At 32.3% G+C, this 15,697-nt stretch carries 13 protein-coding genes; 9 read left to right on the forward strand and 4 right to left on the reverse strand.

Annotated elements, in window-relative coordinates:
• Window positions 1-54: 54 nt before the first annotated feature.
• From GM3708_RS12865 to GM3708_RS12880, 4 genes are all read right to left on the reverse strand, one after another.
• Entirely contained in the window at window positions 55-3,666 is a 3,612-nt protein-coding gene (locus GM3708_RS12865) for a Calx-beta domain-containing protein (RefSeq protein WP_066347687.1), read from the reverse strand.
• 152 nt (window positions 3,667-3,818) lie between these two features.
• Window positions 3,819-4,022, reverse strand: coding sequence for a phycobilisome linker polypeptide (locus GM3708_RS12870; RefSeq protein ID WP_066347689.1), 204 nt, complete (start codon window positions 4,020-4,022; stop codon window positions 3,819-3,821).
• A 265-nt stretch (window positions 4,023-4,287) separates the two neighbouring features.
• Window positions 4,288-4,773: an allophycocyanin subunit beta gene (gene apcB / locus GM3708_RS12875; protein ID WP_066347692.1), complete on the reverse strand. Its 486-nt coding sequence runs from the start codon at window positions 4,771-4,773 to the stop codon at window positions 4,288-4,290.
• A 97-nt stretch (window positions 4,774-4,870) separates the two neighbouring features.
• Window positions 4,871-5,356 carry an allophycocyanin gene (locus tag GM3708_RS12880; RefSeq protein ID WP_066347695.1) on the reverse strand — a complete coding sequence of 162 codons (486 nt, stop codon included), beginning with the start codon at window positions 5,354-5,356 and terminating at the stop codon, window positions 4,871-4,873.
• Window positions 5,357-5,789: 433 nt separating this feature from the next.
• Between GM3708_RS12880 and GM3708_RS12885 the strand changes: the two genes are divergently transcribed.
• The 9 genes from GM3708_RS12885 to GM3708_RS12925 all read left to right on the forward strand — a co-directional run bounded on the left by GM3708_RS12885 (window position 5,790) and on the right by GM3708_RS12925 (window position 15,681).
• The gene (locus GM3708_RS12885; RefSeq protein ID WP_066347700.1) at window positions 5,790-7,517 is read left to right on the forward strand and encodes a diflavin flavoprotein; all 1,728 of its coding nucleotides are present in this window, start codon (window positions 5,790-5,792) and stop codon (window positions 7,515-7,517) included.
• Between the two features lie 217 nt (window positions 7,518-7,734).
• Complete coding sequence (locus GM3708_RS12890) at window positions 7,735-8,043, forward strand: carbon dioxide-concentrating mechanism protein CcmK (RefSeq protein ID WP_066347703.1); 309 nt, start codon at window positions 7,735-7,737, stop codon at window positions 8,041-8,043.
• Window positions 8,044-8,160: 117 nt separating this feature from the next.
• On the forward strand, window positions 8,161-8,484 hold the full coding sequence (locus GM3708_RS12895) for a carbon dioxide-concentrating mechanism protein CcmK (protein WP_066347706.1): 324 nt from the start codon (window positions 8,161-8,163) through the stop codon (window positions 8,482-8,484).
• A 383-nt stretch (window positions 8,485-8,867) separates the two neighbouring features.
• On the forward strand, window positions 8,868-9,974 hold the full coding sequence (locus GM3708_RS12900) for a hypothetical protein (RefSeq protein ID WP_066347708.1): 1,107 nt from the start codon (window positions 8,868-8,870) through the stop codon (window positions 9,972-9,974).
• Window positions 9,919-11,196 carry a VWA domain-containing protein gene (locus tag GM3708_RS12905; RefSeq protein ID WP_082714115.1) on the forward strand — a complete coding sequence of 426 codons (1,278 nt, stop codon included), beginning with the start codon at window positions 9,919-9,921 and terminating at the stop codon, window positions 11,194-11,196. The genes GM3708_RS12900 and GM3708_RS12905 overlap by 56 nt, the downstream gene beginning before the upstream one ends.
• 116 nt (window positions 11,197-11,312) lie before the next feature.
• Entirely contained in the window at window positions 11,313-12,080 is a 768-nt protein-coding gene (locus GM3708_RS12910; protein WP_066347711.1) for a hypothetical protein, read from the forward strand.
• A gap of 26 nt (window positions 12,081-12,106) precedes the next feature.
• Window positions 12,107-12,925, forward strand: a complete 819-nt coding sequence (locus tag GM3708_RS12915; RefSeq protein ID WP_066347715.1) for a hypothetical protein — start codon at window positions 12,107-12,109, stop codon at window positions 12,923-12,925.
• Window positions 12,926-13,281: 356 nt separating this feature from the next.
• Window positions 13,282-13,929 (forward strand): serine hydrolase, encoded by a 648-nt coding sequence (locus GM3708_RS12920; RefSeq protein WP_158505880.1) that lies wholly within the window; start codon window positions 13,282-13,284, stop codon window positions 13,927-13,929.
• A 501-nt stretch (window positions 13,930-14,430) separates the two neighbouring features.
• Complete coding sequence (locus tag GM3708_RS12925) at window positions 14,431-15,681, forward strand: glycosyltransferase family 4 protein (protein WP_066347722.1); 1,251 nt, start codon at window positions 14,431-14,433, stop codon at window positions 15,679-15,681.
• Window positions 15,682-15,697 lie beyond the last annotated feature (16 nt).

Here is a 15,697-nt window from a genome sequence, read left to right on the forward strand (position 1 = left end):
GTGTACCAATCTCCATAAATATAGGGGGCAATGCCCATTACCCCTATTGATAGTTTAAGCAATAATAAAATCACTATTAGACAATGCTGATATTATATTAGTATCAACAATGAGAGATGTACCTAATGGTGTTGTTCCATTGGCGTTGAAATAAAGATTACCTGTTTGTTGACTATGTACAATTTTAGCCGTACTAACATCCACAAAAGATTCTAAAGTTACTGAAGCAAACTCACTAGGAACACTAAATGAATTTCCTACAATACTGGCTAAACCAAAAGTAGTTTTGCCAAGAATTAATTTATCTCCTTGAGAACTGTTAAAATCCAGAATAGTATCACTACCAATATCCGCAGCATTATAACTGCGGTTAGTTTTATAATTAAATAAATCAACACCCAAACCGCCGGTTAATATATCGTTGCCTTGATCTCCTGTTAAAGTGTCATTTCCCTCATTACCAATAAGGGTATCATTACCGATGGAACCAGAAAGAAGATTATTCCCAAAATTTCCAGCGATATTATTATCTAGGGAATTACCAGTACCATTAATATTTGCTACACCCCTTAACTGGAGATTTTCTACATTTGCACCGAGAGTATAAGTAATGGACGAAATAACTAAGTCGGTAAAGCCAATACCTTGTCCTGTAACTTCTGTAATTATCACGCCAGTGTTATTGATGATATAAGTATCATTACCATTGCCACCCACAAGGGTATCGTTACCACCTAAACCATCTAGAAAATCATTCCCATCTAAGCCGATGAGATTATTAGGTAAACTATTACCAATTAAAAGGTTATTGAGACTATTACCTGTACCTTTAAGAGCTGAACTGATGAGGGTTAAATTTTCTACGTTACCGTCTAAAGTGTCATTATTGATGGAAATAAAAGCAGTATCAATACCACCGTTTAAGGTAGCAGCCTCAATGACAACATCAGTGAGACTATTTATATAGTATGAGTCATTGCCTAATCCTCCAATCATTGTGTCATTACCTAAAGTACCATCAATAATATTTGCACCTGAGTTTCCAGTAATAGTATTATCTAAAGCATTGCCCGTACCATTGATGGCAGTTGTACCCAGAAGAGTAAGATTTTCTACATTATCCGTTAAAGTATAGCTAATAGAAGTGTTAACTAAATCAGTTCCCTGACTAATCCCTTCAATGACGACATCTCCAATATTGTCAACTACATAAACATCGTTTCCTTCATTGCCATAGAAGGTATCAACTCCAACACCGCCGTCGAGAGTGTCATTACCGATTTGCCCTAAGAGAATATCATTACCCCCTCCACCAAGAAGACTATCATCTCCATCTTGACCATCAAGAGTATTATTTCCAGTATTACCAGTAATAATATTATTTACACTATTTCCCGTACCATTAATGTTGGTCGTACCTAATAAGGTTAAATTTTCAAAGTTAACTTTCAAAGTGTAAGAAACTGTAGATTCAATGGTATCAATACCTTCATTGGCCGCCTCTGTCAAAGTTTCACTAGCAGTATCGGTGACATAAAAATCATTTCCTGCACCACCGATTAAGGTATCTTTTCCTTTCCCACCAAGGAGGGTATCATTACCAGCACCGCCAACTAAACTATCATTAGCATCACCAGCGTTTAGGCTATCGTTACCATCTCCACCATTCAAAATGTCGTTACCAATTGTTGTTGTAATAATATTATTAGAACTGTTACCAGTGACATTAAGGTTAGCAGTACCTAGAAAGACGAAATTTTCGATATTTGTAGATAATGTATAAGCTGGGGCTATTGTGCCAATATAAGAGGCTTCAATGGTGTCAATCTCTGTTACTGAGGAAGAATTTTCTATAACTAGGTCATTATCACCTAGATTAATACGATATAAGTCGTTACCAGTACCACCTATAAGAACATCTTGTCCTTCTCCACCATTAAGGGTATCATTCCCCGCAACACCATCAAGAGTATCTGCACCGTCATTTCCCAGTAAAATATTTGCTAAACTATTACCTTTTGCTCTTGAAGCTAGTCCATCTAAGGTGATATTTTCTACAAATCTTTTATCGCCACTGTCTGTTAATTCATAAGGTGTAGATGTATTGTAATTAATTACTGCTGTATCAAAGCCTTGATTTACGGCACTATTTTCCTGAACTACATCTCCTGAGTTATCTACAAAATAAGTATCATTACCAATACCTCCGGTCAGAATATCATTGCCTCCTTGCCCGTCCAATAAGTTATTACCGTCATTGCCAATAATCGTATTAACTAATGCGTTACCCGTACCTGAAAAATCTCCATTACCCAATAATTGAAGGTTTTCTAAATTAGCCGCTAAAACATAGTCAGAATTAGTGATGACAGTATCAGTACCGCCAGTAGCTGTTTCTAAAACTAAATCTACTGTATCCTCCGAATTATCAAGAATATAAGTATCATTACCTGCTCCACCTTTAAGGGTATCAATCCCACCATTTCCATCGAGAGTATCATTACCAGTACCACCATCAAGGACGTTATTCCGATTATTCCCAGTAAGATAATTGTTTCCTGTATTCCCTATCGCATTAATTGGTAATAATCCTATAAGGCTAATATTTTCTAAATTAGCCTGACTGGCGATGCTATAACTTCCGTAGGCTACTTGAACTGTGTCAATACCTTCGTTAGCAACTTCCACAATTTTATCAGAGGCACTATCGATACTATAAGTATCATTGCCAACGCCACCGACTAAAGAATCGATACCGCTACCACCGTCAAGGAGATCATCACCAAATCCACCAATGAGGGTATCTGCACCAGCCCATCCTTGCAAGGTATCACTTTCTTCTTTCCCATCGAGGAGATTATTGACACTGTTTCCTTGAATTAAGTTACCATATCCATTTCCATTTCCACTTATAGCTGTACCTGTTAAAGTTAGATTTTCGATATTACTACTGATACCGAGTACGCTTAGATCATAGTTAGTTGAAACTTCAATAGTGTCAACGCCACCGCCATCAGTTTCTCCGATAATTTTATCTGAGGCATCAATCACATAAATATCATTTCCACCACCACCAGAAAGAGAGTCAACACCTGTACCACCAATGATACTATCATCTCCTGCACCACCAATGATACTATCATCTCCTGCACCACCATTAAGGGTATCGTTACCAGAGCCACCATCCAGGGTATTATTGCCATTATTACCAATGATATTATTAGCGTTAACATTGCCCGTACCGTTAATATTGGCGATGCCAGTTAAGGTTAAAGAGTCAACATTTGCTGATAAAGTAGTAGGTACATCTGCTGTTAAAACATCCGTAATTGTACCGAAGTTTGTTGCTATCAATATCTGAGTAGCTATATTATTGGTATCAAAAACATTGACAAAAAAAGTTTCATCAGCTTCCACAAAGTTATCATTAGCTATTATGATAGAGATGGTTTTAACTCTTTCTCCTACAGCAAAAACTATTGAGGTATTATTGGTCGCGGTAAAATCTAAACCTGCGGTCGCAGTATTACTGAAAGTGCTGTAATAATAGGTTCTATTCGCTTGTAATGGATCAGATGCAGGTTCAGAAAGCTCAATCGTGAAGGTTAAAGTTGTGTTTAGTCCTTCAAGTGCTACCCCATTACTGAAAATACTTACGTCTGTCATGATTAATATTAATATTATGTTTATACACAAATATAATAGCGTAGATTAAATCATTATGTATCCGAATAATTACCTATTGTAAGGCAAAAAAAGGGCAGAATCATTAACTTCTGCCCTCATTTTTATATTGAAATATAATCAAAATTATTATTTTAAAGTAAACCAGTATTAGCTCCAGGTCTGCCAGTAACTAATTTAACTTTAACAATAGATCCACCCATTTTCTGGATTCTTTGTTGTTCTTTAAACCAGTTATCATAAGGAACTAATTTAGTAAAATAGGTATTTTGTAACTCTCTTTGAGTTCTAATTCTGCTTTGGCTTGGTACACAAGCAGTAACTTGAAACATTCTCATGGGGATTTATCTCCTTGATGATTAAATCTCTTTTTAAACTTTTTGTGAAAATTAGTTTGTTTATATAAAAACTGTTAATTTTTAGTCCTAATTATTTAGAGCTAAATATTACTTTATGTAAAGTTTCAATAATAATGATTAGGAGTCAAGAGTCAATACTAAATCAATTAAGCTGTTGTTAAGTATAACTAAACTAGCACTCACTCTGGACTTTCCTAACCTTTAGTTAAGTTTTAAGCGTTTATTACTTAATAATAGTAATCAATTAGCTTAAACCAGAAGAGATGTAATCTAAGTAAACTCCAAGTTCTTTTCCAGCATCAGAACCTACTAAACCAGCAGCTACTTCTTTAATAGCTTGAATAGCTTGAATGGTAGAGCTTACGGGTACACCTAAAGAGTTGTAGGTTTCCTTTAAACCGTTAAGTACACGCTCATCAAGAATAGAAACATCACCTGCTAACATAGCATAGGTAGCGTAACGGAGATAGTAGTCTAAATCACGAATACAAGCGGCATAACGACGAGTGGTGTACATATTGCCACCAGGACGAGTTACATCAGAATATAATAAAGATTTAGCTACAGCTTCTTTAATGATGGTAGCAGCGTTAGCACTGATGACACCAGCAGCACGAACACGGAGTGAACCACTTTGAAAATAGGATTTTAATTTACCTAAAGCGTTGGCATCGAGGTACTTACCTTGTACGTCGGAGGAGTTGATTACAGCAGTAATTGCGTCTTGCATTGTTGTTTTCCTTTCTTCTTAATTAACTTTTGCTTAGTATTTTTGCAGGACTAAAATTATTTAGCACCAAATAGGGTTTAGGGATTTTAGCTAAAACCTATTGTAAAGCTCCGATAACATAATCGAAGTAAGAACCAGCTTCACTTGCATCGTCAGAAGAGAGAAGTCCACTTGCAACTTCTTTAGCTTCACGGATACTTTGAGCTAGAGCTCCAATGTCAGTACCTAAAGATTTGTACATTTCTTTTACGCCGACTAAGCCAATTTCCTCGATGGGAGTAACATCACCAGCTACGATTCCGTAGGTAACTAGACGTAGATAGTAGTCAATGTCACGTAAACAGGTAGCGGTCATTTCTTCACCATAAGCATTTCCACCGGGGGAAACAACATCAGGGCGTTTTTGGAATAAGCGATTTCCTGCTTCTTTAACAATACGCTCACGAGCACCACTTAAGGTTTCAGCAATGCGTAAACGAGATTCTCCGGAAGTAACGAATGCTTTGATTCTGTCTAACTCACCGGGGCTTAAATAACGTGCTTCTGCGTCAGCATTCACGATAGATTTCGTGACGATACTCATTGATGGATTCCTCCAAACAAAATATTAAATAGTATTTATTAATTTAACCAGAATTTTATTTCCACTGGTTAGGAAGTTTTGAAATTTCTATCATGATGATAGTTTTTTCTTTTCATTAGTATAACCGACAAGGGTTATATTAATTATTTGATTTTTTGAAGATGTTTTGTTTGTCTCCGAAAATCATTGTGCGATATGAAGTCCACTTTTGCTTAATTTTCTTAATACTTTTTAACAATTGGTTTTCCTAAGGATGCTAATTAAGTATCTATCTCTTATTTTTTTTGCTCTTCGTCAAATACATTTTTAAAAAATGTTCAAGACCTTACTTATGTATTTTATTCGGTAATTAAATCCTTGATGATTAAGTATTTTTGCTTGAAAAACTATAATGGGTTAATAAGAAAATAATACTGTAGAGGAAAAATAATTTATGGTAACGACTCCTATTAAAACTACTCAACGTTTAACTACCCAAGTAGAAGTTATTGCCTCTAATACCACGGCGATTCGCTCTTTAGATTGGGATAGGGATAGATTTGATATTGAATTTGGTTTACAAAATGGAACTACTTATAATTCCTATGTCATTGAAGGAGAGAAAAATGCTTTAGTAGATACTTCTCATCTCAAATTTAAACAATTATATTTTGACTGTCTGAATCAAGTTATTAATCCCCAAGATATTGACTATTTAATCATCTCTCACACTGAACCTGATCATAGTGGTTTAGTCAAAGATTTGCTAGAAATTAATCCTCATATTACTGTAGTGGCTTCTAAGGTGGCTATTCAATTTTTAGAAGGTTTTGTCCATCTTGATTTTAAACGGCAAATTGTTAAAAATGGCGATCGCCTTGATTTGGGTAATGGTCATGTAATGGAATTTATCAATGCTCCTAATTTACACTGGCCTGATACTATTTTCAGTTATGATCATGGCACTCAAACTATTTTTACCTGTGATGCTTTTGGAATGCACTATTGCACTGCTCAATTGTATGATGAAAATTTGCGAGACATTTCTCCTGATTATCGTTTTTATTATGAATGTTTGATGGGACCTAATGCAAGATCAGTCTTATCAGCTATGAAACGGATGTCAGAATTAGGAGAAATTACCTTAGTTGCTAATGGTCACGGACCAATTTTAAAGCATAATGTGAAAGAATTACTTGATCGTTATTACCGTTGGAGCAACGAACAAAGCAAAGGAGAGAAGAGCGTTGCCGTTTTTTATATTTCTGATTATGGTTATAGTGATCGCCTATCTCAAGCCATAGCTAAAGGTATCACAAAAACAGGCATAACCGTTGAAATGATTGATCTTAACGGCACAGATATTCACGAAATCCCTGAAATTATAGGTAAATCAGCGGGAATTGTTTTAGGAATGCCACCATTAACAGATCAAAATAATGCTCAAATCAGTAACAAAATGGGGGCAATTTTAGCCTGTGTTAATAATAAGCAAATTGTTGGTTTGTATGAATCTTATGGTGGAGATGATGAACCTATTGATCCTCTTACTACTAAGTTACAAGATTTGGGTTTAACTTCTGCTTTTGCGGCTATACGGATTAAGGATACACCCCACGAAACCACCTATCAACTATGTGAAGAATCAGGGGTTGATTTAGGACAAATTCTGACCAAAAAAGCAAGTATTAAACAAAGAAAAGCTCTTGATAGCGATTTAGACAAAGCCATTGGGCGTATTAGTGGCGGTTTATATATTATCACAGCTCAAAAAAGAGAAGCTAGTGGGGCGATGTTAGCTTCATGGGTAACACAAGCAAGTTTTGATCCTCCCGGATTTACCGTTGCAGTGGCAAAAGATCGGGCTATCGAGTCTTTACTACAAGTAGAAGATACTTTTGTTTTAAACATCCTAGAAGAGGGGAAATATCAGCCGTTAATGAAACATTTTCTAAAACGATTCCCCCCGGGTGCTGATCGTTTTGCGGGGGTTAAAACCCAAGTGGGGGCGAATGGATCGCCAATTTTAATCGATGCTTTAGCTTACCTTGAATGTGAGGTCGTTAGTCGAATGGATTGCGGTGATCATTGGGTAGTATATAGTAAAGTTACCAATGGAAGAGTCTCAAAACCAGATGGATTAACAGCTGTACATCATCGTAAAGTAGGTAACTATTATTAATAAATAATTGATCATTCATCGTTTTATTATTTGACTGAATGCCATTTATACCTAGTAAAGTACTTATTCTTGTGTTTGATTAATGTTTTATTATTGGTCAATAGGTGGTAAAATTACCTTCAGCAAAATCGAATCAAGATGTTTATTTATCAACTAAATGCTTGTTAAAAAAATATCGAGGTGAGATTATTTTTCTGTTATTTATTTTTTATAACCAATGCCTGAAGCAGTAGGAGTAATTCAAACGTTAGGGTTTCCCTCGATTCTCGCCGCCGCTGATACCATGGTAAAAGCCGCCCGTGTCACTTTAGTTTATTTTGATAAAGCGGAAAAAGGTGATTTTGTGATTGCAATTCGAGGTTCGGTTTCTGAGGTAAATAGAGCAATGGCTGAAGGTATTAAAGAAGCAAGTAATGTTTTTGGCGGAGTCGTTCAAACACATTATATTGTACCTAATCCTCCTCCTAATGTTGTAGATGTTCTACCGATAGAATATACAGAAACTTCTTTACCTTATCGCTCATAAAAATTTAATTTCTTGATTGTTAATAATTCGATAAGAAAAAAACAATTTTAGATCGTAAGACCATAATTTCATAAATAACTTTATTTTTATTTAATCATTATTAAAGGAGAATTTTTTATGCCTTCTCAAGCAGCAGTAGGATCTTTAGAGACAAAAGGATTTCCGGGTATTTTAGCCGCCGCCGATGCGATGGTAAAAGCTGGTAGAGTAACTCTTGTTGGTTATATTCGTGTAGGGAGTGCTCGTTTCAACGTTAATATTCGAGGGGATGTTTCTGAGGTAAAAACTGCTATGGCGGCAGGAATTGATGCTGTCGAAAAAGTTGAAGGTGCTACCCTTGAATCATGGGTTATCATTCCTCGTCCCCATGAAAATATATGTGCAGTACTTCCTATTGACTATAGTGAGGCAGTTGAACCTTATCGCCAAGCAGTAGAATAATAATTTAAGACTTTGCAATTAACAATTAACTATTTTTTATTCAATGAAATAATTAATAAGTAATAGATTTAACTATCAATATCTAAGATCTCAAAATTTATTTGTTAAAATTCTTAACTAAATTAAATTACACCTTTACCAGTAATTTTAAAAATTTTTCCTGTGTACGATGTAGAGTTTTTGCAAAAAAAATCTATTTAAAGTCAGGAATTATCAATTTTAATAATCATTTTGCATTCCTTATCTAATAGTTAATGCGATGATTTTTAACAAGTTAAATGTAATTGCCACAAATCAAAAAACACAACTTAATCTTTACATATTATCAAGAATTATGAAATAAGGTGTAAACTTTTATTGTAATAAAAATAATCACCGATAGTATGCGCATTTATTTATATTTGATTGCTGGTATCACTTCCGCCTTAATTGGATGGAATATTGGTCAATTTTTTCTCACAGATATAGGTTTATTACAATCTTTTCCCGAAATTGTTTTATTTCCTTGTATTGCTATTTCTTTAGCCATTGGGATGGTGTTAAATGAAATTTTCATCTCAAGTCCCACACGTCCTAAAATGTGTTTAAGAAAAGCCATAATTCCTTTATTAATTGCTCTTTCTTTGGGATTAATTATCGGTTTGCTATCTGGTAGTATAGCTCAAATACTCTTTTTACCATTTTTCAATATTCCTCCTGTAATAGTAAGAACTTTTGGTTGGTTATTAATTGGTGTCGCCGTTGGTTTAGCTGAAGGTTTGACATGGCGTTGGGAAACTGTTGAAGCAGGAGACAAAAAACGTTTTCGTCAAAGATTAATTGCCAGTGTGGGAGGTGCAAGTTTAGCCAGTTTGATAGCAGCTATTTTGTTTGAATTAGTCAGAATTTTTCTGAAAGAAATGCCCAAAAATCTTTCTTTAATGGAAGATCCTATCGGTTTTAGCATTTTAGGTTTACTTTTAGGCTTAACTTTCAGTTTAACAGGCTCTCCGAGCTATTTAGTTGCTCTTAGGGCTGGTAGTGGTTTTGAATATGTAAGTCAAGAATTTGCACAAGTCATGCCTAAATCAATCAATCTTGATAAAGGTTATCCTTCTATTAATCAATTAGTTTTGAGTTTTGTAAGTGATAGCACTACTGACAAAATTGAAGAAGGTTTATCTATCAAATTACCATCAAAAGGTAGCCTGAAAATCGGCTCAGAAAAAGACTGTGATATTTGTATTCCTTCATTGGGCGATCATGTTGCGACTATTGAAATAAAATCTCGTGAAGCAATATTAATTCCTCATATACTATACTTTAATTATATTGCGATTAATGGTGAAATGTTAAAAACAAAAAAAAATATTACCTTAAAGCATAATTATTTATTAACTTTTTATTCTCCAGCTGATAGTGAAAATAATCAAGAAAATCAGCAATTAATTAACTATGAAAAATTCTTCCGTTTTGTCTATTATAACCGCTTTTTCGATCCCCAAGGTTAGTCTAATTTTATTATTTTCTATTAGTTTAATTACTCCTAGTTTAGCACAAGAAAAAAATCCTAAAAAAGTTGATATTGTACGCACTCCTACCATTAATAATGATAATGTTACTGTCAGAATTAAAGTTACTGGAGAAGACGATCGCCCCGTAATGGGTTTGTCTTATAAAGATTTTAAGCTACAAGTTGAAGGACAAGATTTAGAAATTAATCCTAGAAACTGGAAATCTCCGGAAGAATCTGAGCCACCCCCTGCATGGATTGTTATTTTGGTGGATATGAGTGGCAGTATGTTGAGCCCTGATAGTAGCGGTAAAACAAAGCTAGAAGGCGGTATGGAAGCCATTAATCAATTTATTGAGATTTTAGCAAAACGAGGTGGTAATACTCAAGTTGCCATCGTGCCTTTTGGAGAAGGAAATGAAAAATGTCAAGGTTATGAAGTTAATACTCAAGAATTAGATAAATTTTTTAGTCCTAATGATGTTAAATTAACAAATTTTTTAACTTATTTAGCAAGTACAAAACCTTGTGCTTCTACTAATCTTTATGATCCCTTATTAGAAGCAATTAAATTCTTCAGTAATGAAAAAGATCCTCGTTTTTATCTTACTGAAGAACAAATAAATAAAGGAGAATTACAACCAAGATTATCAGTAATTTTATTATCAGATGGTTATCATAATCGCTCAAATGAAGCCAAAGATTTTGCTAAGTTAACGGAAAAATTAGAGTTAAATAATAATATTATTGTTCATACTCTAGGCTATGGTTTAACTCCTCAACAATTAGCTCAAAAATATAAATTATCGAAACCTGCCACTCGTCAAGATGTCAATAATGGTAAAGTGCCTGAAGAAGAATTTGTTGATGCTCAAAGATTAGAAGAAATTGCCCAAAAAACAGGCGGAATTGCTGAATTTTCAGGTGATTCAGAGGATATTGCCGAAAATCTCCAGTTATTTCTTAATGCTTTGTTAGGAGAGTACGAAATTACTTATACAGATCCAAATCCTGAAAGGGGAGCAACTCATACTGTAATATCACAAGTAGAGAATATAAAATCTGAACCTAAGCCTTATACTATACCAGTTTTTGGGCGTACATTACCGTTAAATATTCGCCTTTTAATTTTCGGTTTAACTTTATTAAGTTTAGGTTTATTTGGGGTTTTACCATTTTATTTATGGGGACAAATGCTCAAACAAAAAGCCCTTGAATAATTAATAATTAATGAGTTTCTTAGACTTCGGTAAATAAGGAAGGGAAACCAGTTTTATCATTAATTTAGTTACGCTTATTATCAATAATTGTTTTTACTTTCTCTCTTTAAAATATCATGTTAATTATAACTAAATTTAATGTTAATAAATGGTTAAATTTAATTTTTATTTTTTTATTTATTACTGCCTGTCAATATAAAAATAAGTCTAACTTTCAAACAGCAAATAATGATAATTGTTCACCTAAAAATAATGTAATTTTAAGTGCAAATAAGGTTAAATTATTAAATTTAGAAGGGGAATATATTAAAGAATCTGGACAATTAAATCAAGGTGAAGTGATGGGTTTTAGTTTTAATGCTAAGGCAGGAGATATTTTCAAATATAAAACAGATCAAGATCTTTGTATTCATATCTATACACAAAAAAATGATTTAGTTAAAGATGTCGAATTACCTATGGATGGTTTATACACTTTACAAATTTATTTACCAAAAGGTTCACAATTATTTGAAATTAATTTTAGTTTAAATGAAGATGAAAAATTAGCCAAAAAGAAAAATGAAAATGATACAATCTCTAATTATCAATGGGATTTAGCCGATTATCCTCAATCGACTTGTGGTGATGAAAAACCTTCAGATTCTTCTATGTATCCAGTGAATTTTTACCCTGTTAATATACCTTATAATGAGAACTATTTCAATATTGTGAGAGAAAGTTATTGTCAAGATTCCTATAAAAAAAAAGATAAAATTACAGGAGAAAAAATAATTCAAGTTGCTTCTTTTCTTAGTGAAGATAAGGCTTTGTCTTTTGCTCAATTTATATCAGAAAAAATACCTACTATTAGTGTCGGTGAACCAACTAAGATTTATCAGTAATATTTAATAAATTATCCAAATAAACTATGATTTTAATTAAACATCATTTTCCAAAACTATTAATCTGTATTTTTTTATTAATCACTGCTTGTAATAAACAGGAAAATATAACTTCTGGGAATAACTCAAATAATACGAATAATTCAACACAAGTCGCCGAAATTGATCCTAACACGGGATGTTTAAAAACTCCGGGAGAATTGTCTAGTGCAGAAGAAATAAATTTACAAGAAACTGTTGCTAAATCAGGACAATTAACCGCAGGAAAATATATAGGTTATACTTTTGAAGGAAAGAAAGGACAAAAATTAAATTACACAACCCCTAATGATATTTGTTTATGGATTTTTCAACCAGATACTAAACTTTTAGAAGGAGTAGAATTGCCTATTGATGGTAAATATACCATACAAATAAGTTTACTTAAAGGTTCGAGTACTTTTGATTTAGAAATGAGTTTACAAGATACTTCTATTGCCTCTAATTCTTCTAATAATCAAAGTGATTCTAACTCAAATTTAGTTGAGAATGTAAAGTCTATTGGCTGGATAAGAATTGGTGCGGTAAATGGAGATAATGAATCTTATGTTGGACAACCAATGATTAAAACAACTCAACCAGTTACTATTGCACCTACAAATGTCCCTAATATTGGTGATAAAATAAGTATTATAACTACGGTAAATTTAAGAGATAGTTTTCCTAAATATCCTAATTATGATTTACCTAATTCAATTAGTACTTTATCTTCAGGACAACAATTTATTATTCTTAATTTAGAAACTTTTGTTGATTATAATTCATCTCCTAATCGAATAATTTGGGCGGAAATTGGATTAAAATAGTTATATTTCTCTCACCTAAAATGTATATATATAATCATTTAAATGATGCAAATTTTTTTTCAAGTCAAAAATTACCTCCATTAGTAATTTATGAATCTAAATCATTGCAAAGCATTGAAAAAAATATTATCAATATAGCTAAATCAAGAAATTTACCATTAGATCAACTGTCTTTTAATTTAATTAATCTTAATTCTATTAATCAAGAATCTATTTTTTATAATCAAACAGAAATTAGGTATCCTGCTAGTATTGTAAAATTATTTTGGCTGGTAATTTTTTTTGACAAATATTATAATAATCAATTAAATATAAATCTTATAAATTCTTTAGACATAAATCAACTTCTAAGAAATATGATTCAAAATTCTGATAATGAATCTGCTAGTAAAATAATGGATTTAATTATAGGAGAAATTATGACTATTGAAAATAGTAAAATATTACTTACAGGAGAAGAATTGGAGAAAATTATAGATAAGCGTTATCAAATAAATACTTATTTTTTAAACAAGGGTTTTACAAATCTTAATATTACTCAGAAAACTTTACCAATTTATTCATTACAGTTAGATAAAGCTAAAGGATTGGAATTTCAATTACGTCATCCTAACAATGAAAAAAAACCTATTAGAAATAAATTAACCAGTGAAGATGTCGCTACTTTACTGTATCAAATTTATACTCAAAAATTTCCCCAGTCTGATGAAATGTTAGCTTTATTAAAAAGAGATTTAAACCCTAGTGCATGGCAAGATATTCCTTTTAATGCTATCAGGGGATTTTTAGGGGAAGGAATCAAGGATGAAAATGTTGAATTTTATTCTAAAATGGGTTGGACTTTTAACAACAGAAATGATGCGGCGATCATAAAAAGTTCTGGTGGTAAAACAGCTTATATATTAGTTATTTTTGGCGATGATCCAGCTTACTATAAAGATGTAGAATTTTTATCAAAAGTATCAAAAATGGTTTATGAAGAAATGAGTAAATTTTTCCAATAATAAAAATACTTATTGTTTTGAAATAAATTCATTTTTATGTCTTCTTCAATTGTATTAATTAAAGTAACATATTCTAAGACTTATAACAAAAATATTTCGTTTTGTTTATATAAATTATATTAAGGTTTCATTTTTTCTACAGTAGTTATGATATTTGAAGAATAAAAAATGATTCAAGTAATATCTTTTATCAATAAAAAAGGCTTTATATTTCGCAAAACTTGTCTCTAAAAAATACTTACTGTTAACTGTGATGAGCCAACAATCATTTATCAAAAATAAATTTAATGAGAATTATTTTCAATCTTTTTGACATAAAACAAGATAAAAACCTAGTGTCAAGCATAGTTTTTCTACTACAAAAAGAAACTTTGTCTTAAAATTGGTTGATATTTATTTAAAGTCTTGATTTATACTATAGCAATTCTATTTTATTTATGATATTTTATTGTAACTAATAATATAGAGTTTATCTATTATCACTTCGACAAAATCTAAAGAATGAATCACTCTTTCCCTCGTCAAAAATATAATATTCTTATAATTAATCAATTTTTTCCCCCTGATTATGCGGCTACAGGACAATTAATTGAAGAATTAGCAACTGCTATCACTAAAAAAGGAATAAAAATCGAAGTGTTTACAGGACAACCTGGTTATGCCTTTGACACCACTGAAGCTCCAAAAAATGAACACATTGGTGAGCTTCATGTGAGAAGAACAAGAACAACACAAATGTGGCCTGAACGTATTCGAGGGAAAGTAGTTAATAGTGTTTTATTTTTTGTACGTGGTTTTACTCATATTTTACGCCATCAGAAGAATATCGATTTAGTAATCATAACCACTGCACCTGCTTTTATGACCTGGTTAGGATATTTTACTTATCTTATTTGGAAAAAGAAATATGTTTGCTTAATTTATGACTTGTATCCTAACGTAGTTACAGCTTTAAGGATTTTACCGAATAATCACTTTATTATTAAAATATGGCATAAATTGAATTTTCAAACTTGGACAAAAGCCCAACAAATCATCGTCTTATCCAGTACAATGAAACAACGAATAATTGAAGTTTGTCCACAAATAAAAGATAAAATTTCTATTATTCATAATTGGTCTGATGGAGATTTAATTAAACCTATTAAAAAGGAGGATAATTGGTTTGCGAGAAAATATGACTTAGATAAAAAATTTACGATTCTTTATTCAGGAAATATGGGGCGTTGTCATGATATGGAAACCATTATTCAAGCCGCTTATCTTCTTAAGGATTATCAACAAGACTTTCAATTCCTTTTTATTGGTAGTGGTGCGCAACAAAAGTCAATTATAGAAACTATTAATCAATTATCTTTAAATAATTTTTTATTTCTGCCTTATCAAAATAAAGACACTTTACCTTATTCCCTTACTGCTTGTGATGTTTCTTTAATTTCCATCGCCAAAGAAATGGAGGGAATTGTTGCCCCTAGTAAACTTTATTCTACCTTAGCTGGGGGAATTCCTGTCGGAGTTATTTGTCCAGACACTTCTTTTTTGAAAAAGCTAATCATGGATGCTAAATGTGGTGAAACTTTTAGAAATAATGATGCTCAAGGGTTAGCTAACTTTTTTTTAAAACTTTATGGTGATAAACAACTTAGATACAAAATGGGTTACAATGCTAGGGAATATTTTTGTAATTATTTTACTAAAGATATTGCTATTAATAAATATTTAGAAGTTATTAATAAAGTCCTTTCAAAATGATTTTCTGAATCTAGTT

This window comes from Geminocystis sp. NIES-3708, assembly GCF_001548095.1.
Lineage (GTDB): Bacteria > Cyanobacteriota > Cyanobacteriia > Cyanobacteriales > Cyanobacteriaceae > Geminocystis.

Coding starts and splice junctions, on each gene's coding strand:
- GM3708_RS12910 (WP_066347711.1), top strand. CDS start 11,313: ATGTTAATTATAACTAAATTTAATGTTAATAAATGGTTAAATTTAATT.
- GM3708_RS12925 (WP_066347722.1), top strand. CDS start 14,431: ATGAATCACTCTTTCCCTCGTCAAAAATATAATATTCTTATAATTAAT.
- GM3708_RS12915 (WP_066347715.1), top strand. CDS start 12,107: ATGATTTTAATTAAACATCATTTTCCAAAACTATTAATCTGTATTTTT.
- GM3708_RS12880 (WP_066347695.1), bottom strand. CDS start 5,356: ATGAGTATCGTCACGAAATCTATCGTGAATGCTGACGCAGAAGCACGT.
- GM3708_RS12905 (WP_082714115.1), top strand. CDS start 9,919: ATGAAAAATTCTTCCGTTTTGTCTATTATAACCGCTTTTTCGATCCCC.
- GM3708_RS12920 (WP_158505880.1), top strand. CDS start 13,282: ATGATTCAAAATTCTGATAATGAATCTGCTAGTAAAATAATGGATTTA.
- GM3708_RS12885 (WP_066347700.1), top strand. CDS start 5,790: ATGGTAACGACTCCTATTAAAACTACTCAACGTTTAACTACCCAAGTA.
- GM3708_RS12865 (WP_066347687.1), bottom strand. CDS start 3,666: ATGACAGACGTAAGTATTTTCAGTAATGGGGTAGCACTTGAAGGACTA.
- GM3708_RS12870 (WP_066347689.1), bottom strand. CDS start 4,022: ATGAGAATGTTTCAAGTTACTGCTTGTGTACCAAGCCAAAGCAGAATT.
- apcB (WP_066347692.1), bottom strand. CDS start 4,773: ATGCAAGACGCAATTACTGCTGTAATCAACTCCTCCGACGTACAAGGT.
- GM3708_RS12890 (WP_066347703.1), top strand. CDS start 7,735: ATGCCTGAAGCAGTAGGAGTAATTCAAACGTTAGGGTTTCCCTCGATT.
- GM3708_RS12895 (WP_066347706.1), top strand. CDS start 8,161: ATGCCTTCTCAAGCAGCAGTAGGATCTTTAGAGACAAAAGGATTTCCG.
- GM3708_RS12900 (WP_066347708.1), top strand. CDS start 8,868: ATGCGCATTTATTTATATTTGATTGCTGGTATCACTTCCGCCTTAATT.